This is a genomic window from Sphingomicrobium nitratireducens, assembly GCF_026157035.1.
GTDB classification, from domain to species: Bacteria; Pseudomonadota; Alphaproteobacteria; order Sphingomonadales; family Sphingomonadaceae; genus Sphingomicrobium; species Sphingomicrobium nitratireducens.
This window is the reverse complement of record NZ_JANJZA010000001.1, coordinates 756763-774425: the sequence shown is the minus strand read 5'-3', so window position 1 is coordinate 774425 and position 17663 is coordinate 756763. Positions and strand designations below refer to the sequence as shown.

Here is a 17663-nt window from a genome sequence, read left to right as displayed (position 1 = left end):
GCTGGCTTGACGAGCGACCCCAAGCCCCACCGCTTCGCGTCCCTGTCGACGCCGCTGGCGCTGTTCCTCGCCATCCTGCTGGCGTTGCTGCCGATCGGCGGCCTGCTCCTCTATTCGACCTACCAGGAAGTGCGCGAAAGCGAGGAGACCGCACGCGGCGAAGCGGCGGGCATGATGCTCGTGGGTGCACGCGCCGCCGAGGCGCTCATCGCGCGCAACACGCTCGCGCTGCGCGTCGCGGCCAACGGTGCGCTCGAGGCGGGTGCCGACGATCCTTGCGAAAGCGCGCGCAGAACGCTCGATGTCGCCCCCGCGCTCTCGCGCGACTTCTCGATCACGGGCGAGAACGGCCTTGCCATCTGCGGCAACGAACGGTTGCTCGGTCCCGAAGCCGGCGATCCGGTGCGGGCCGGCGACGTCAAATTGTGGGTCGATGAGGACAGCGAAGGCATCCTGATGCGCGTCGCGGTCGCGGGCGGCACCGCGACGAGCGCGATCAGCGCGATGGAACTGGCCGACGCGATCGAGGATGTCGCGCCAGACCTCGTCGATTTTACCATCGACGACGGCGAGCGCCAACTCGACCTGTTCCCCGACAAGCGCAGCGCGACCGGTACCGACGCGCGCCTCACGCTCGAGCTGGCGGGCGGGCGGCTGAAGGCGATCGCGGCGGTGTCCTATGTCGACGAGCGCGGCGTGGACGGGCTGCTGCTCCTCCTTCCCGTGCTGATGTGGATCCTTGCCGCGCTGATTGCCTGGGCGATGGTGCACTGGCTGCTGTCGCGACCACTCAGGCACTTGCGCCAGGCGGTCGTCGACTACGATCCCGACGAGGGTCATTTCGAGCTACCCGACCGCCTCGGCCCGGCCAGCGAAATCCGCGATCTCGGCGAGGCGTTCGTCGAGACGGTCGAGCGGATCGAGCACAGCGAAAAGCAGCTGCACGGCGCGCTCGAAGGCCAGCGCAAGCTGGTGCGCGAGGTGCACCACCGCGTGAAGAACAACCTGCAGGTCGTCGCCAGCCTGCTCAACATCCACAGCCGCACTGCCGAGGGCGAGGAGGCGCAGGCCGCCTATGCCGGGATCGGGCGGCGCGTCGAGGCGCTCGCTGTGGTCCACCGCAACCACTTCGCCGAAGTCGAAGAAAGCCGCGGCATCCAGCTTCGCCCGCTCGTCACCGAGCTCGCTGCGAGCTTGCGCGCGAGCGCGCCCGGTGGCCGCGCCTCGCCGATCCAGGTCGAACTCGACAGCGCCGCGACGACACAGGACACGGCCGTCGCCGCCGCCTTCCTGATTACCGAAATCGTCGAATATGCGATGTACCGCGACACCGGGGCGCCGATCGACATCTCGCTCAGGCGCACGAGCGAACTGACCGCGCGCCTGTCGGTTTCGGGCGAGGCGCTGATCGTCGACAAGGATCGCGCCGCGCTCCCCGAGCACGTCCAGTTCGAGCGGATTCTCGACGGGCTGGCGCGCCAGCTGCGTTCCATCCTCGACCGGAAGGTCGGAAGTTATGCCGTGGAATTGCCGATTTTCCCCGAGAATTGACGGGCCGAACGGTCTTCAAAAAAAATTTATCGCAGCGGTGGAACCCAAGAGGAAAATGCGGCGTTGACGACTTTGGATAGTGACCTTTTGCCCCCCCGCTCTCGCTATCCGCTCAAATGGGCCCGGAACCGCCAACCCTCCCCCCCCCCGGTGGCGTTTCCGGGCCCACATTTGTCTGGGCTCCGGACGCAGGGCCGGCAGTCTCGGGGGTTTCCTTCGACAGCTTCGCTTCCGCTTTCGCGCGCCGCCAATGGGTGATGCGGATCGCGATCAGCGCGAATTCGTATAGCGCGATCAGCGGGATCGCGAGCATGAACTGGCTGATCGCATCGGGCGGCGTGAGCACGGCCGCCGCGGCGAATGCGCCGACGATCATGTAGCGGCGCCCCTTAGAGAGCTGCTCGCGCGTGACGAGGCCGGCGCGTTCGAGGATCATCAGGAGGATCGGCAACAGGAAGCTGAAGCCGAAGCCGAACAGGAATTTCATCGAGAAACTGAGATAGTTGCCGATCGCGGGGAGCGCCTCGGTCTCGACCCCGCCGATCTCGCCCTGGAAACTCAAGAGGAACTTGAGCGCCCACGGCATGGCGACGAAATAGGCGAACGCGGCACCCGCCGCGAAGAAGAAGGGCGTGAGCAGCAGGAACGGCAGGAAGGCGCGCTTTTCCTTCGCGTAGAGGCCCGGCGCGACGAACTGCCATAGCTGGGTCGCGAATACCGGGAAGGCGATCATCAGCGCCGAGAAGAAGGCGACCTTCACCTCCACGAAAAAGGCTTCGAAGATGTTGGTGAAGATGAGCTTGCCCTCGCCCGCAGCGATCAGCGGCTGGACCAGCACCGCGAAGATCGGCTTGGCGTAATAAAGGCAGACGAAAAAGGCGACGAACAGCGCCGCGAGCACCCACAGGAGGCGGCGACGAAGTTCGATCAGATGGTCGAGCAGCGGCGCCTTGGTGTCGTCGATATCCCTCACGGGCAGCCCCGTTCCTCGGGCGGCAGATCCGCCTCGTCGTCACCAAGCGGGAGGTCGCTTTGCGCCTCGTCGGACGGTTGCCGCTTGATCGGCGGCATGTCGTCGGCGCCGGGATACTGGGCCATGATGCGGGCGTTCTGCTCGGCCCACTCCTTTTCCATTTCCTCGAGCTCCGCCTCGCGCATCATCGCCTCGACGCCGGCGTTGAAATGGCGCGCATAGCCCCTCACCTTTCCGATCCAGCGGCCGAGCGTCCGCAGCGTCCCCGGCAATTCCTTGGGGCCGATGAAGACCAGCGCCGCGATCGCGACGATGAACAGTTCGATGCTGTCGACGCCGAACATCGGGCGGGAGGGTCCTGCCTAGGCCTCGTCGCGGTCGGTGGTGCGCTTGGGCTCGACGTCGATCGGGTCGGCGTCGCTGCGCAGCTGGCGCGGTTCGGAGGGCTTGGGTGCCTCTTCGTCTTCCGCGAGGCCCTTCTTGAAGCTTTTCAGCCCCTTGGCGACATCGCTCATCATATTCGAAAAACGGTTGCCGCCGAACAGCAGCAGGATGACGAGGCCGAGGACTAGCCAGTGAATCAGGCTGAATGAGCCCATGATCTTTCTCCGAAGAAACGCGTTCGGGAGCGAATCTAGTCGCTCTCGCGCTCGGTTTCCACCTCCTCGTCCTCATATTCGTCGCCGGGCTCGTCGTCGCCGAGCGACAGCTGCAGCGCTTCCTCGTCGAGCGGGTCGAGCAGGCCCGCCGCCTTGAGGTCCTCGATGCCGGGCAGATCGCGGCGGGTCTCGAGCCCGAAATGGGTGAGAAAGTCGGTGGTGGTGAGGTAGGTCAGCGGGCGGCCGGGCGTCTCGCGGCGCTTGCCGGTCTTCACCCAGCCCGCCTCCATCAGCACGTCGAGCGTGCCCTTGGAGATCTGGACGCCGCGAATCGCCTCGATCTCGGCGCGGCTGACCGGCTCATGATAGGCGATGATGGCCAGCGTCTCGGTCGCGGCGCGCGACAGGCGGCGCGGCTCCTCGCGCTCGCGGCGCAAATGATGGGCTAGGTCGGGGGCGGTCTGGAAGTGCCAGCGCTTGCCGCGCTCGACCAGCTCGATGCCGCGGCCGTCATAATGGGCTGCCAGCGTCTCGAGCGCGGCGGCGACATCGCCCTCGCCCGCGTGCGCGGCGATGTCCTCGAGGGACAGCGGTTCCTCGCTGGCAAACAGGATCGCCTCGATGGCGCGGGCGAAATCGTCCATCAGGCGGCCTTGATCCGGATGTCGTCGAACGCCTCGTCCTGGTCGAGTTTGAGCCGCCCCTGCCGCGCCAGTTCGAGCGCGGCGAGGAAGGAGGAGGCGAGACAGGACTTCCGGTAGGCCGGGTCCTTGGTGACCGGGAGGAAGGCTTCGAGCGTGGTCCATTCGATCGCGGTGCCGAGCAGCGAGGCGACGCGGTGGATGGCGTCCTCGAGCGTCATCACGCGGCGATCGTGGACGACGTGCATCGCGGGCTGCGTGCGCGCACGGACGCGGCCATACGCGGCGAACAGGTCGAAGGCGTTGGCCTGCCAGGCGGTCAGGCGGGTGACGCGAAGGCCCTCGGCAGCGCTACGCGCGAAGACGTCACGGCCCAGCCGGTCGCGGGCGAGGAGGCGCGCGCCCGCCTCGCGCATGGCGTCGAGCCGCATCAGCCGCTGCTGGAGGCGCAGCGCGAGTTCCTCTGGGCTCGGATCGGCTTCCGGGTCCTTGGGCAGCAGCAGGCAGGATTTGAGGTAGGCGAGCCACGCCGCCATGACGAGATAGTCGGCGGCCAGCTCGAGCTTCAGCGCGCGGGCATTCTCGATATAGGCGAGATATTGCTCGGTCAGCTGGAGGATCGAGATGTGGTGGAGGTCGACCTTCTGGTTGCGCGCAAGGCTGAGGAGCAGGTCGAGCGGGCCTTCCCAGCCGTCGATGTCGACGTGCAGTTGCTCGTCTTCGCTCGGCCTCGACTGGAAAAGCGGGTCCCCCATGCGAGCAGCCTAGCCGCAATTGCAGCCCGCGCAAGAGGATCAGGCGAGTTCGAGAAGGGCGTCGCGCTTCTGGACGGCGGCGAGGAAGTCGAGGTCGCCCGTGTCGGGGGCGAGGATGGTCGCCATGGCGCGCGCCAGTCGCGCTTCGCCCTCGGCGGTGAGCGCGGGCACCGCATTGGCGACGAGGATCATTTCGTCGAGCTTGCCCGAGCAGTGGAGCGCCGCGTCGCAGCCTGCGGCGACCACGCCTGCAGCCCGCTCGCCCATGTCGCCGTCGAGCGCTTCCATGTTGATGTCGTCGCTCATCAGGAAGCCGTCGAAGCCGATGCGCCCGCGCACGATGTCGCGGATGACAGTCTCGGACTGGCTGGCGGGATGATCGGCGTCCCAGGCGGTGTAGACGACGTGCGCCATCATCCCCATCGGCGCCTGCGCGAGCCGCTCGAAGGGTTCGAGATCGAGCGCAAGATCGTCCTCGCCGGCGGTGACGACGGGCAGTTCCTTGTGGCTGTCGACCATCGCGCGGCCATGGCCCGGGATATGCTTGACGACGCCCACGATGCCTGCCGAGGCGAGCCCGTCGAGGACCGCGCGTCCGAGGGCTGCGACCTGCATGGGTTCGGCACCCAGCGCGCGATCGCCGATGATGTTGTCGGCGCCTTCCTGGCGCACGTCGAGCAAGGGCAGGCAGTCGACGTTGACTCCGGCCTCGGCGAGCATCAGCCCTATCGCGCGGGCGTTGACGCGCGCTGCCTCGATCGCCGAGCTCGGCGCGGTGTCGTAAAGCGCGGCAATGCGGCCCATGGCAGGGAAAGCCGGCCATTCGGGCGGCTGCATCCGCTCTACCCGCCCGCCTTCCTGGTCGATCAGGATGGCGACGTCGTCGCGGCCGTGGATCGCCTTCAAATCGTCGGTCAGGCGCTTCAATTGCGCAGGATCGGCGCAGTTGCGCTTGAACAGGATGTAGCCTGCCGGATCGGCGTTCTTGAAGAAGGCGCGCTCCTCGTCGGTCAGGACCGGCCCCGACAGGCCGAAGATCGCGCTCATCATGTCAGTTGACCCGGATGCAGTTCTCGCCCGCCGCCTTGAGTGCGGCACAGGCGGCCCCGGCAGCGCCCCCGCTGGGAGCCACGGCCCGCAGGCGATAGAGGGTGCGCCCGTCGACGCGCGCCTCGACGATACGCTTCTCGAGCGCGGCAACCTCGGGGAAGCGCGAGGAGAGCAGCACCCAGCCGGTTTCGGCCTTGGCGCGCGTTCCGTAGGCGCCGAGCTGGATCGTCGGGCCCGATGGCGCGGCTTCGGGCGGGGTGGCGGGCGCCGGGGTCGGATCGGCAGCCGGCGCGGGCGTCGGCCTTGGTGCGGGCGCCGGTGCTGGTGCGGGAGCGGGCGCGGGCGTATCAACCGCGATGCGCGGAGCCTGGGCGAGCTTGTCGGGATCGAGCTGGGCGTCGGGATCCTCGCCCGCCGAGGTCGCGAAAGCGGTGTCGCTGTCGCCGGCGACGTCGAGCCCGCCCGGATCCTCGGGCTTGACCTTGTAGGGTTCCTCGGGCGCTTCGATCAGGATCGGCTTGCCGTCGGCGGAAGGGCCGCTGCGACCGAGATAGAACATGCTGGCCGCGACCAGCGCCGCAGCGCCGAGCACGACGGCAAGGCCGGTCGCCATCTTGGCGGTGGAAATCCCCCGCGGCGCATCCTCGTCATCGACTGCTTCGAGCCAGGGAAGCCGCTCTTCCTCCGCCATCAACGCATCTCCTCGGCAGCCTCCACCCCCATGATGTCGAGGCCGTTGCGCAATACCTGCCCGATCGCGCGCGCGAGGTCGAGACGTGCCGTGGTCGTGGCGGGGTCATCCTCGAGGATGAAGCGCTTTTCCGCGTGATCGTTGCCGCGATTCCACAGTGCGTGGAAGGCCGCGGCGAGGTCGTAGAGATAGAAGGCGATGCGGTGCGGCTCGTGCGCGTTCGCTGCCTGTTCGACGACGCGAGGGAATTGCGCCGCGTGAGCGACCAGCGCGAGTTCCTCGCCATCGAGCAGCGACAGGTCGCCGCCCGCGGTCGCCATACCGAGACCTTCCGCCTTGCGCATCACGCTCGAGATGCGGGCATGGGCGTACTGGACGTAGAAGACCGGGTTGTCCTTCGAGGCTTCGACCACCTTGGCGAAGTCGAAGTCGAGCGGCGCGTCGGCCTTGCGGGTGAGCATCATGAAGCGCACCACGTCCTTGCCGACTTCGCGCACGACGTCGGCGAGGGTCACGAAATTGCCGGCGCGCTTCGACATCTTGATCGGTTCGCCCGCGCGGAACAGGCGCACCATCTGGACGAGCTTGACGTCGAGGTCGACCGCGCCGTCGGTCAGCGCCTTTACCGCCGACTGGACGCGCTTGACCGTGCCGGCATGATCGGCGCCCCAGATGTTGACGAGATGGTCGGCCGCGGTGCCCGAAGCCCAGCCGCGGGCCTTGGAACGGTGGTAGGCGGCATCGGCGCCGAAATAGGTCCAGCTGCCGTCCGACTTCTTCATCGGGCGGTCCTGGTCGTCGCCGAACTCGGTCGACTTGAACAGGGTCAGCTCGACCGGCTCCCAGTCGTCGGGCGTCTCGCCCTTGGGCGCTTCGAGCACGCCTTCGTAAACGAGGTCCTTGGCGCGCAGTTCATCGAGCGCCTTGTCGACCTGGCCCGATGCCTGGAGGTCAGCTTCCGAGGCGAAGGCGTCGTGGTGGATGCCGAGCAGCGCGAGGTCGGCGCGGATGAGGTCCATCATCGCCGCGACGGTCTTGGTCTTGAACAGTTGGAGCCATTCGCTCTCGGGCTTGCCGACCCACTTGTCGCCGAACTCGTCGGCGAGCAGCTTGCCGACGGGGACGAGATAGTCGCCCGGGTAGAGGCCCTCGGGAATTTCGCCGATGTCCTCGCCGAGCGCCTCGCGGTAGCGTAGGTGCGCGGAGCGGGCGAGCGTGTCGACCTGGCTGCCCGCGTCATTGACGTAATATTCCTTGACCACTCCGTAGCCCGCCCATTCGAGCAGCCGCGCGAGCGCGTCGCCGACCACCGCACCGCGGCAGTGGCCCATGTGCATCGGGCCGGTCGGATTGGCCGAGACATATTCGACGTTGACCGTCTCGCCCTCGCCCCTCGTGGAACGGCCGTAGGCGGCGCCTTCGGAGAGGATCGCGGTCAGTTCGTCCTGCCAGACCGTCTCGCCGAGCCGCACGTTGATGAAGCCGGGGCCCGCGATTTCGACCTTCGACACGCCGTCCAGCGCCTCGAGCTTGGGCGCGATGGCCTCGGCGAGCGCGCGCGGGTTGGTCTTCGCCTGCTTGGCCAGCACCATCGCGGCATTGGTCGCGAGATCGCCGTGCGAGGGATCGCGCGGCGGCTCGACCGCGACGCCCTTGCGGTTGGCATCGGCAGGGATCGTGCCCTCGGCGACGAGCGCGTCGAGGATGCTGTCGAGATCGGCGGAAAAACGGGCGTAGAGGCTCACGGGATTATCGGTCCATCAACACAGTGGGGAACAGGGCATGCGCCCTAGCGCAGCGCGCCGCGCGCGTCATCCTTTTGTGTGAAGGCGCAGCGCCTAGTCGGTCGACTTGGGCGCGAAGACGATGCGCCATTCGGTCGGCTTGGCACCGTCACGGACGATCGTCGCCATCGGTCGCGCGGGCCCTTCGGCACCGGTCCCGAACGCGAAGTGGCTGTGGTCGCCCTCGTCGAGGCTCTCGATCAGGCGGTAGCCTGCGGCGCGAAAGGCGGCGGCGATCTGGTGATGGCGCACGCCCGGACGCCGTGCGATGTCGATGGCGCGATTCTTGAGGTGGAAGCTGTTGGGCACGCCGCCGACGCGGCGGTTGTGCGCGGGGCTGCGATAGGTCGAGGTGACGACCCCCCACTGGCGCCCGATCGCGCTGATCGCGCCCATGTCGACCGGCATAATCGCGCCGAGCATCGGCTGGGGCGCGGCCGTGAGGCTGGGAAGTTCACGCACGCCGAAATCGGTCGTGCCCGAATTGTCCGAGCCAGACACCAGCATCGCTGCGACCATCAGTTCAAGCATGCCCACCTCCACCGTCTGATGACGCGTATAACATGGGTTAACCGAGTCGCCCAAATCGGCGGATTTGCCTGTCCCCTATCGGGCCAGTTTGCGGATTTCCGCATTGTGGTGGACGAAGGTGCCGGGTGCGGTCTCGTCCATCGCGGCGCGCATGGCGGACGCGACCAAGGCGGCATCGATGGCCTGAAACTTGGACAACCTGCCGCGCAAGGCGAGGTTGATCGCGGGCGAGAGAAGGATGCCGAAACGCTCCTTCATCCGCCGCTCCTTGCCGCGCTCGCCGCGCAGCAGGCCGGGGCGGAACAGGTCGACGCGCGCGTAGCCGAGGTCGGACACGTCTGCTTCCATGCGGCCCTTGATGGCCAGATATTCGCTCCTGCTACCCACGTCCGCGCCGACCGAGGAGACGACGATGAGCTGGCGTGCGCCCGCCTCGCGCGCGGCTTTGGCGAAATTGGCGACGGCGTTGCGGTCGATGTCCTCGAACGTCGCCCAGTCCTTCGCCTTGGCCCAGGTCGTGCCGATCGCCGCGATTGCGATGTCGAGTTGCTCGCTTTCGAGCATGGAGGGCCACACCTTCATCTCACCGACCTTCTCGCGCCAGCCCGCGCGGCTCGGCAACGTGGCACGGCGGGCGAGCGAGAGGAGCTGCTGGCCCTCGAGCATCGGCACCAGTTTCGAGCCAATGAGGCCGGTCGCGCCGATGAGGGCGATGCGCGCCATCAGAAGCGGTCCGGCAAGTGGACGGGGCCGACCAGCTCTTCGTGGCGGCGGATCGCGAAGGGATCGGTCATGCCCGCAATATAGTCGGCGATGCCGCGCAGGCGATGGGTTTCGGTCTCGCCGCGTTGCCAGCCTTCGGGGAGGAGCGAGGGATCGTCGATATAAGCGCGGGCGAGGTCCGAGACGATGCGCTGCGCCTCGCGGCGGATCGGCTGGAGCGGCGCGCTGTCGTAGAGATGGGCATAGAGGTGGCGCTTCAAGGTGCGCTCCTCGGCCTGCAATTCGGGCGAGAAGCCGACCAGCGGGACGCCCGCGGCACGCACGTCTTCGATCGTCGCGACCCCGGCATCGGCCACGCGGCGGCGCGTTTCCGCGAGCACGTCGCCGACCATCGTGCCGATCATGTCGCGCACCAGCGCGCTTTGCTTGCGCGACGCATCGAGGCCCGGATGGCGCCGCTCCATCGCGGCCCAATGCCGCGCGACTAGCGGGACTTCGGCGATCAGCTGATCGAGATCGAGGATCCCGGCGCGCAGCCCGTCGTCGATATCGTGATTGTCGTAGGCGATATCGTCGGCGATCGCGGCGAGCTGCGCCTCGAGGCTGGGCCAGGAATCGAGGTCGAGCCCGTGCACCGCGTCGGCCTCGGCGAGCGCCCATCCGGGCTCGGCGACGGGGCCGTTATGCTTGGCGAGGCCCTCGAGCATCTCCCAGCTGAGGTTGAGGCCTTCGAAATTGGGATAAGGCGTCTCGATCAGGCTGACGAGGCGGATCGAGTGGCCATTATGATCGAACCCGCCGGCGGCCGCGAGCGTGCGCGACAGCGCGTCCTCGCCGCCATGGCCGAAGGGCGGGTGGCCGAGGTCGTGGGCGAGGCATAGCGCTTCGGTCAGGTCCTCGTTGAGGCCCAGCGCGCGGGCCATGGCGCGGCCGATTTGCGCGACTTCGAGGCTGTGGGTCAGGCGGACGCGGAAATGGTCGCCGTCGGGCGCGACGAATACCTGCGTCTTGTGGCGCAAGCGGCGGAAGGCGACCGAGTGGATGATGCGGTCGCGGTCGCGCTGGAACGTGTCGCGGGGTCCGCGCGGGCCGCGGTCGTCTTCCGCGTGGGCACGCCCGCGCGATCGCTCGGGTCGAGCGGCGAGCGCATCGCCAAGCCTCATGAAAGTCCCCTTACAGCTTCTCGATCTTCAGCTGTGCGGGGCTACGCGTCCAGACGAAACTGTCAATGCCGTTGCCGCGAAGTTTGTTGACCAGCGACTGCGCTGTGTCCTTCGAGGAGAAGGGGCCGATGACGAGGCGGAAATAGTCGACGCCCTGCGTGACGTGACCCGATTGGCCGTCGAGCAGGTTGCCTGCCTTGCCCTGCAGCCGCCTCCATTCGCGCGGCATGCCGTCGGCGCGCGACCCGCCGGCCAGCTGGATCCAGGTCGTGCCCTCGACGCCGATATCGGGCTTCCTGGGCGCGGGCGGCGGGGCCTTGGCCTCGACCTTGGGCCTGGCCTCGTACTTTGGCGTGGGCGCGGGCGGGACCTCGTATTTCGGCGTCGAAGCCGGCGGCGCGGTCCCGAGCGCAGTCTCGTTCGAGGGACTGCCGCTCTTCAGCAGCTTGTCGATGCTCGCCAGGCGCGTCCCGGTCGTCTCGGACGGCGTGGGCGCGGGGGGCGGCGCATAAGTCTCCTGGCTGCGCGCCGGGGGGAGCGAGACGCTCTCGACATTTCCGCGCGGCGGCTCGATCGGGGTGCTCGTCGAAGGGAGACGGAACCCGACATCGACCTCGCGCGGCGCGGCCTGCCCCGACGCGGAGGTCGCTTCCGCCTGTCCGATCGGAGTGCGTACGACGTCGACGCGCTTGCCTACGGCCGGCTTCTTTGCGCTCTTGTCGCGGCGGGACTTGCCGGCCGGTTCGGCCTGCTGGCGCGAAGGCTGGCGCGCCTGCTGCCTGGGGGGCGGCGCGGCTTCCTGGCGCTGGGCAACGGGAGGCGGCGCGGCCTCGGCAAGCTTGATCTCGCCCTCGCCCGGGAACAGGCCGAGATGCACCGCCGCGGCCTTCTGGCGCTTGTCGATGCGCGGCAGCTTCTGGAGGAAGGGGCCGATCTGGTCGGCGGCACCGGGCATCGCGCTGTCGATCGCGCGGCGCGCGCCATCGAGGTCGCCGGTCAGCGCGAGCACGAACGCCTGGGCGCGGCGCGCGGCCGGATCGCCCTGCTGGAGCAGCGGGGTCAGGAAGGCCATCGCCGCGGTCCGGTCGCCGGTGATGGCAAGGCTCAGGGCCAGGCGGCGGCGCGCCTTGGCATCGTCGGCGCGGCCGAGCGCGAGGCGATAGTCGGCCTGCGCCTTGTCGGTATCGCCGAGAAGGTCGTGCGCGAGCCCGCGGTCGGCAGCGAAGGTTTCGGGCCGCCCGCCGCGGCGCGCCGCTTCGTCGAAATAGCGCAATGCGGGCACGGGATCGCCCATCGCCACCATCATCCTGCCCATGCCGGCCTGCGGCTCGGGGTGCCCCGAACGCTCCTCCTCCGCGCGGCCAAAGAAACCGGCGGCAGTGGCGAGATCGCCGATTTCGACCGAGGCGTTGCCGGCCTCGATCAGGGCGTCGAAATTGTCGGGATCGTTGGCGAGGATACGCAGGTTGCGCGACAGCGCCTGCCCCGGCGTCTCGTCATAGGGTTGCGCCGCTGCCGCCGCGGGCATCATGACCCACGCGGTCGCGGCGAGCAGCCCCGCCTTCGCCGCCCCGCTGAGGAATTTGGTTCGCATGGAAAGGCTCATGCCAGATTTTGGCTTTCGCGAAGCTGACAAGAGGTAAAGGTTCGGCGGGCCGTGCGCGTCACGCGACGAACGGCCCGCCCGAAATTAAGTTTCTACTGATTATTCTGACGGTTAAGGAAGCGCGGAATGTCGATCGGCTCGCGGAAGCCCGGACCGTCGGCGAACCCGCCTTCGGCTGCGGCCGTGCCGCGAGCGATGTTGGACATGCGCTCGAACAACGTGCCGCTCTCGACCTGCGCACGGGGCGTCTCGTCGGCGATGTCGGCCGCGATCTCGCCGTCATCCTCGTCATCCATCGGCGGCGCGATCGGCGGGGCACCGACCGGCTGGGTCAGTACGTCGTCCGAACCGAGCAGAAGCTCTTCGCCATCGTCGTCGATATCGGCTTCTTCGGTGAGGTCGAGCGCCTCGCCGTCATCGTCGGCGTCGCGCGACGCCGGTTCGGCTGCCGCGGGCGCCGCCGCAGTCATGGTCTTGCCGGGAAAGGCGAACACCTTGCCCGCATTGCCCATGCCGGTCGAAGTCGACTGGCCGGTCGGCATGGTCGCTTCCTCGCCATCGATGCCGGTGGCGACCACCGAGACGCGGATCTTGCCGTTGAGGTCGTCGTTGAAGGCCGATCCCCAGATGATGTTGGCGTCGTCGTCGACCAGTTCCTTGATGTGGCTGGCCGCCTCGTCGACTTCCATGAGCTTCATGTCCATGCCGCCGGTGATCGAGATGATGACGCCCTTCGCGCCCTTCATCGACACGCCGTCGAGCAGCGGGTTGGAAATCGCCTTTTCGGCGGCTTCGATGGCGCGGTTGTCGCCTTCGGCTTCGCCGGTGCCCATCATCGCCTTGCCCATCTCGCCCATCACCGAGCGGACGTCGGCGAAGTCGAGATTGATGAGGCCGGGCATGACCATGAGGTCGGTGATGCCGCGCACGCCCTGCTGGAGCACCTCGTCGGCCATCTCGAACGCTTCCTTGAAGGTCGTGTCGGCATTGGCAAGGCGGAACAGGTTCTGGTTGGGAATGACGATCAGCGTGTCGACGTGCTGCTGGAGCTCCTCGAGCCCGCTTTCGGCCGAGCGCATGCGGCGCGCGCCTTCGAAGGCGAACGGCTTGGTGACCACGCCGACAGTGAGAATGCCCTTGTTGCGCGCGGTCTTGGCGATGACGGGCGCGGCGCCCGTGCCGGTGCCGCCGCCCATGCCGGCCGCGATGAAGCACATGTGCGCGCCTTCGAGTGCGCGCTCGATCTCTTCCATCGTCTCTTCGGCGGCAGCGCGACCGATTTCGGGGCGCGAGCCGGCACCGAGACCCTGGGTGATCTTCATGCCGAGCTGGATACGGGTGTCGGCGTCCGAGGCGTTGAGCGCCTGGGCGTCGGTGTTGGCGACGAGGAACTCGACCCCCTGCACGTCCGAGCGGATCATGTTGGCGATGGCGTTGCCGCCCGCGCCGCCGACACCGATGACGCTGATCCTCGGGCGAAGCTCGTCGACTTCCGGCCGCATCAGATCAATGCTCATATGATCCCCCATTCCCTCTCAAGACTTTCTACTTGTTGCGATTCTTGCACATCATGAGTCCCGACCCCAAGCAAAAAATGAGGGCGAAACCAAAAAAGTGAACAAGTGATTCAGAATGGGACGCAAGACGCGCCTCACCGTGACTTTTAAGACTCGGTCAAGCGCCCTTCAGGACACGGATCAGGCGGCGCAGCAGCCCCCCGCCGCCCTGTTCGCGCAGCGCGCCCAGGGCAAGGTCGCGAATGTCGCCGCTTTCGGCCGACGCGAGCCGCGCAAGCCCGACCAGCGTCGCGAAGCCCGGCCCCTGCATGGCTTCGGGTAGGCCGGGGATGCGCCGGGGACGGCCGACGCGGACCGAACGACCGAGCACGCCCTGCAGATAGTCGGCGATATTCTTAAGTTCGGCGCCGCCGCCGGTGACCACGACCTGCCGCCCGACGGGGCCGGCAAACCCCAGGTCCTTGAGCGCGCCGTCGACGAGGCCGGCAATTTCCTCGATCCGCTGGCGGATGACGGTGACGAGCTGGGCGCGGGTGATGCGCACCGGTTCGCCGCCATTGCCGACCGCCGCATCGATCATCTCGTGATTGTCGCGCGGGCTTTGCATCGCCGACCCGTAATAGCATTTCATCCGCTCGGCCTCGCGGCGCGGGACTCCGAACGCCATGGCGATGTCCTCGGTCACGTCGCGCGCGCCCAGGGGAATGGTCTTCAGGCCGACCAGCATGCCGCCCATGTGAAGCGATACGTTGGTGATGTCGGCGCCCAGTTCGACCAGCGCCACGCCGAGATCGCGCTCGTCGTCGGTCAGGCAGGCGGTCCCGCTGGCGACGGGGGCGGCGATGATCGCGCCGACACCGAGATGCGCCGAGCGGATCGCGTAATCGATGTTCTTGAGCGGGGCCTCGTCCGCGGCGACGACGTGGATGTCGACGCCGAGGCGGGTGGCGTGGAGTCCGAGCGGGTTCTTGACCCCCTGCACCCCGTCGATCGTGTAGAGCGCAGGATGCGCATGCAGCGTGACCTGACCCTCGCGCTCAGTTGCCTCGCGGCCTGCGGCGAGGAGCTTGTCGATATCGTCATGCTCGACCGCGTGCCCGCCCAGTTCGACCTCGACCGCGACGAGGTCGGAAATGAGCCCGCCCGCGGCAAAGCTCGCCCACACGTCGTCGATGGTCGCACCGCTCATGCGCTCGGCAAGGTCGACCGCCTCGCGCACCGCGACCTCCGACAGGTCCATGTCGACGATCGCGCCGCGCCGGACCCCGCGGCTTTCGCGCTGGCCGGTGCCGAGCACGCGCAGGCTCCCCTCGGCGTCCTTTTCCACGATCAGCGCGGACACCTTGGACGAGCCGATGTCGAGCGCGGCGATAAGCTGTTTTTCGGATGGCGCAGCCATGCTTAGTCTTGTTCCCCGGACAGGCCGGGCACGCGCGCGATCGCCTGCCCCGGCACGCGCAGGTCGTAGCGTTCGATTCCCAGTCCGAGAAGAGGTGTTGCGCGGTCCATCTTCATGAATTTCGCGAGCGCGGCGCGTGCATCGTCCTCGCCTTCGGGAAGGAGGATGATCTCTCCCGACTGGACGTTGAGGTCCCAGCGCCGCCCGCCGACGCGGCGCGCCGAAGCGAGCTGGGCGCGGAGCGCCGGTTCGCCGTCGAGCAAGCGGACGAGTTCGGGATAGGCCTGGTTGGCGCCATCGCCGAACAGCAGCGGCAGGTCGGGCATGTCGCTGACCGGCACGCGGTCGAGCAGCACGCCTTCCTCGTCGATCAGGAACAGTCGGTCCTTGCCTTGCCACAGCGCGGCAGGTTCGCGTTCGAGGATATCGACCACCAGCGTGTCCGGATAGCGGCGCGAGACGCGTGCGTCCTTGACCCAGCCATAGTCGAGCAGGCGGCCGCGGATGCCCTCGACATCGACGAGAGGAAGCGCGGAGGCGCGCTGGTCGAGCGCAAGCGCGTAGACGGGCTTGCTGTCCATCCGCTCGATGCCGACCACGTCGACGCTTTGCACGCGAAAGCCCATGTCGCCGAGCGTCTCGCCCGCAGCCTGTCCGATCCGCGCCGGGACGCCGAGCGCGTAGAGCACGGCCAAAACGACGACGAGGATGAGCGCGGCGAAGGCGCCGCGCGCGACCTTGTCGGCCTGGCTCTGTTCGACGCTGAGGGTCTTGGAAATCGTCTTCGAGACCGCAGCCGTCTTGGGACGGGCCTTGGCGGCCCGCCGCTTGGGTGCGGATCTCTTGACGTGCTTGGCGCTCACCCCTCCAGCGCCTCCTCGATGATCTTCTCGACCAGCTCGCCATAGGAAATGCCGATCGCGGCGGCCTGTTCGGGCACGAGGCTGAGCGGCGTCATGCCGGGCTGGGTATTGGTTTCGAGCAGGAAGATGCCGTCAACGCCCTTCTCGTCGTCCCAGCGGAAGTCGGAGCGCGAGACGCCCTTGCAGCCGAGAATCCGGTGCGCGGCGAGCGCATGGGCCTTCATCGCCTCGGCGATCTCCTCGGGCACGTCGGCGGGGCAGACATGGTCGGTCTTCCCGTCGGTATACTTTGCCTCGTAGTCGTACCAGCCGGCCTTGGGCTTCAATTCGGTGACGCAGAAGGGCGTGTCGCCCATCACCGCGACGGTGAGTTCGCGACCCTCGATATATTTCTCGGCGAGCAGGCGGTCGAAATCCTGCCACGGGCCCTTCGCCCTGGACGAGATGGGGTGGCCGTAATTGCTCTCGTCGGTGACGATCGCGATGCCGACCGAGCTGCCCTCGTTGACGGGCTTGACCACGAACGGCCGCGCCATCGGATCGCCTTCGTAGAGCGAGGCGCTGGTCACTACCTTGCCCGGCGGCATCGGGATGCCATGGGGTTCGAGCACCGACTTGGTCAGTTGCTTGTCGATCGCGACCGCGGAGGTCTCCAGGCCCGAATGGGTGTAGCGGATGCCCATCAGGTCCATCATGCCCTGCACCGTGCCGTCCTCGCCGGGCGAACCGTGAAGCGCGTTGAAGACGATGTCGGGGCGCAATTCCTCGAGCACGCGGGCGATGTTGCGGTCCATGTCGACGGGGGTGACGTTGGTGAAGCCGCGTTCGCCGAGCGCCTCGATCACGCCCTTGCCGCTCATCAGCGACACGTCGCGCTCGGCCGACCAGCCGCCCATCAGCACGACGATATGAATGTCCTTGTCCACGCTCACCTTTCCTTGCGCCCCACTCTTAGGATTTCCCATTCGAGTTCAACTCCCGAATGGGCCTTGACCCTTCTCCTCACCTCTTCGCCGAGGCCTTCGATGTCGGCCGCGGTCGCATCGCCCGTGTTGATGAGGAAATTGGTGTGTTTCTCGCTGACCTGCGCGCCGCCCATCTGCAGCCCGCGACAGCCCGCCGCGTCGACTTCCTTCCAGGCGCTCGTGCCCGGCGGGTTCTTGAAGGTCGAGCCGCCGGTCTTGGTGCGCAGCGGCTGCGATTGCTCGCGCGCTTCGGCGATCCGGTCCATCTCGGCCTGGATGGCTTCGGGATCGCCCTCGCGGCCCTCGAACAATGCCGAGACGACGATCGCGCCCTCGGGCAGTTCGGAGTGGCGATAGGAGTAGCCGAGGTCGGCGTTCGACAAGGTCTTGAGCGTGCCGTCGCGCAGCACGACGTCGGTCTCGACAAGGACGTCGCAGGTCTCCGCCCCGTAGGCGCCGCCGTTCATGCGGACATAGCCGCCGACCGTGCCCGGGATGGAGCGCATGAATTCGAGACCCGCAATGCCCGCGTCGCGCGCACTGCTCGAGACGAGGATGCCGTGCGCCGCGCCGCCGCAGCGAAGGCGATGCCTGTCGAGCGCCTCGACCTTGGCGAAGGGCTTGCCGAGCTTGATGACCACGCCGGGCACGCCGCCGTCGCGCACGATCATGTTCGAGCCCAGGCCGAGCCCCATGACGGGAATGGCGGGATCGAGGTCGCGAAGGAAGGCCTGCAGGTCCTCTACGTCTGCGGGTTCGAACAGGACGTCGGCCGGGCCACCGACCTTGAACCAGGTGAGCTTGGAAATGGCGGCGTCCCGGGTCAACTTGCCGCGCACGGCGGGCATCGAA

18 protein-coding genes are annotated in these 17663 nt (G+C 67.7%); 1 reads left to right on the top strand and 17 read right to left on the bottom strand.

Translation table 11 applies throughout. The features are described 5' to 3' along the window. Nucleotides 1-6 precede the first annotated feature (6 nt). A complete protein-coding gene (locus tag NNY25_RS03875; protein ID WP_265570035.1) occupies nt 7-1551 on the top strand; it encodes a sensor histidine kinase in 1545 nt (514 codons plus the stop codon). Between the two features lie 112 nt (nt 1552-1663). Here the strand turns inward: NNY25_RS03875 and tatC are convergent, their stop codons facing one another. The 17 genes from tatC to murB all read right to left on the bottom strand — a co-directional run bounded on the left by tatC (nt 1664) and on the right by murB (nt 17659). After that, the gene (gene tatC / locus NNY25_RS03870; RefSeq protein ID WP_265570034.1) at nt 1664-2524 is read right to left on the bottom strand and encodes a twin-arginine translocase subunit TatC; all 861 of its coding nucleotides are present in this window, start codon (nt 2522-2524) and stop codon (nt 1664-1666) included. Further along, entirely contained in the window at nt 2521-2868 is a 348-nt protein-coding gene (locus NNY25_RS03865; RefSeq protein ID WP_265570033.1) for a Sec-independent protein translocase subunit TatA/TatB, read from the bottom strand. The genes tatC and NNY25_RS03865 overlap by 4 nt, the downstream gene beginning before the upstream one ends. Nucleotides 2869-2886: 18 nt before the next feature. Beyond that, on the bottom strand, nt 2887-3123 hold the full coding sequence (locus NNY25_RS03860) for a twin-arginine translocase TatA/TatE family subunit (RefSeq protein WP_265570032.1): 237 nt from the start codon (nt 3121-3123) through the stop codon (nt 2887-2889). A gap of 35 nt (nt 3124-3158) precedes the next feature. After that, entirely contained in the window at nt 3159-3767 is a 609-nt protein-coding gene (gene scpB, locus NNY25_RS03855) for an SMC-Scp complex subunit ScpB (RefSeq protein ID WP_265570031.1), read from the bottom strand. After that, nucleotides 3767-4519 carry a segregation and condensation protein A gene (locus tag NNY25_RS03850; RefSeq protein WP_265570030.1) on the bottom strand — a complete coding sequence of 251 codons (753 nt, stop codon included), beginning with the start codon at nt 4517-4519 and terminating at the stop codon, nt 3767-3769. Before NNY25_RS03850 ends, scpB begins: the two co-directional genes overlap by 1 nt. A 39-nt stretch (nt 4520-4558) precedes the next feature. Further along, a complete protein-coding gene (nagZ, locus tag NNY25_RS03845) occupies nt 4559-5569 on the bottom strand; it encodes a beta-N-acetylhexosaminidase (protein WP_265570029.1) in 1011 nt (336 codons plus the stop codon). 1 nt (nt 5570) lies between these two features. Then, nucleotides 5571-6260, bottom strand: a complete 690-nt coding sequence (locus tag NNY25_RS03840; RefSeq protein WP_265570028.1) for an SPOR domain-containing protein — start codon at nt 6258-6260, stop codon at nt 5571-5573. Next, entirely contained in the window at nt 6260-8005 is a 1746-nt protein-coding gene (gene argS / locus NNY25_RS03835; RefSeq protein ID WP_265570027.1) for an arginine--tRNA ligase, read from the bottom strand. The genes NNY25_RS03840 and argS overlap by 1 nt, the downstream gene beginning before the upstream one ends. Nucleotides 8006-8098: 93 nt before the next feature. Then, nucleotides 8099-8575 carry a D-Ala-D-Ala carboxypeptidase family metallohydrolase gene (locus tag NNY25_RS03830; protein WP_265570026.1) on the bottom strand — a complete coding sequence of 159 codons (477 nt, stop codon included), beginning with the start codon at nt 8573-8575 and terminating at the stop codon, nt 8099-8101. Between the two features lie 75 nt (nt 8576-8650). After that, on the bottom strand, nt 8651-9298 hold the full coding sequence (locus NNY25_RS03825; RefSeq protein WP_265570025.1) for a Rossmann-fold NAD(P)-binding domain-containing protein: 648 nt from the start codon (nt 9296-9298) through the stop codon (nt 8651-8653). Further along, nucleotides 9298-10461 (bottom strand): deoxyguanosinetriphosphate triphosphohydrolase, encoded by a 1164-nt coding sequence (locus NNY25_RS03820; RefSeq protein WP_265570024.1) that lies wholly within the window; start codon nt 10459-10461, stop codon nt 9298-9300. Before NNY25_RS03820 ends, NNY25_RS03825 begins: the two co-directional genes overlap by 1 nt. A gap of 10 nt (nt 10462-10471) precedes the next feature. Then, nucleotides 10472-12055, bottom strand: a complete 1584-nt coding sequence (locus NNY25_RS03815) for an SPOR domain-containing protein (protein WP_265570023.1) — start codon at nt 12053-12055, stop codon at nt 10472-10474. 104 nt (nt 12056-12159) lie between these two features. Further along, complete coding sequence (gene ftsZ, locus NNY25_RS03810; protein ID WP_265570022.1) at nt 12160-13584, bottom strand: cell division protein FtsZ; 1425 nt, start codon at nt 13582-13584, stop codon at nt 12160-12162. A 157-nt stretch (nt 13585-13741) separates the two neighbouring features. Continuing rightward, entirely contained in the window at nt 13742-14983 is a 1242-nt protein-coding gene (ftsA, locus tag NNY25_RS03805) for a cell division protein FtsA (protein WP_265570021.1), read from the bottom strand. A gap of 2 nt (nt 14984-14985) precedes the next feature. Then, nucleotides 14986-15846: a cell division protein FtsQ/DivIB gene (locus NNY25_RS03800; protein ID WP_265570020.1), complete on the bottom strand. Its 861-nt coding sequence runs from the start codon at nt 15844-15846 to the stop codon at nt 14986-14988. Then, on the bottom strand, nt 15843-16811 hold the full coding sequence (locus NNY25_RS03795; protein WP_265570019.1) for a D-alanine--D-alanine ligase: 969 nt from the start codon (nt 16809-16811) through the stop codon (nt 15843-15845). Before NNY25_RS03795 ends, NNY25_RS03800 begins: the two co-directional genes overlap by 4 nt. Continuing rightward, nucleotides 16775-17659, bottom strand: a complete 885-nt coding sequence (gene murB, locus NNY25_RS03790) for a UDP-N-acetylmuramate dehydrogenase (protein WP_265571464.1) — start codon at nt 17657-17659, stop codon at nt 16775-16777. Before murB ends, NNY25_RS03795 begins: the two co-directional genes overlap by 37 nt. Nucleotides 17660-17663 lie beyond the last annotated feature (4 nt).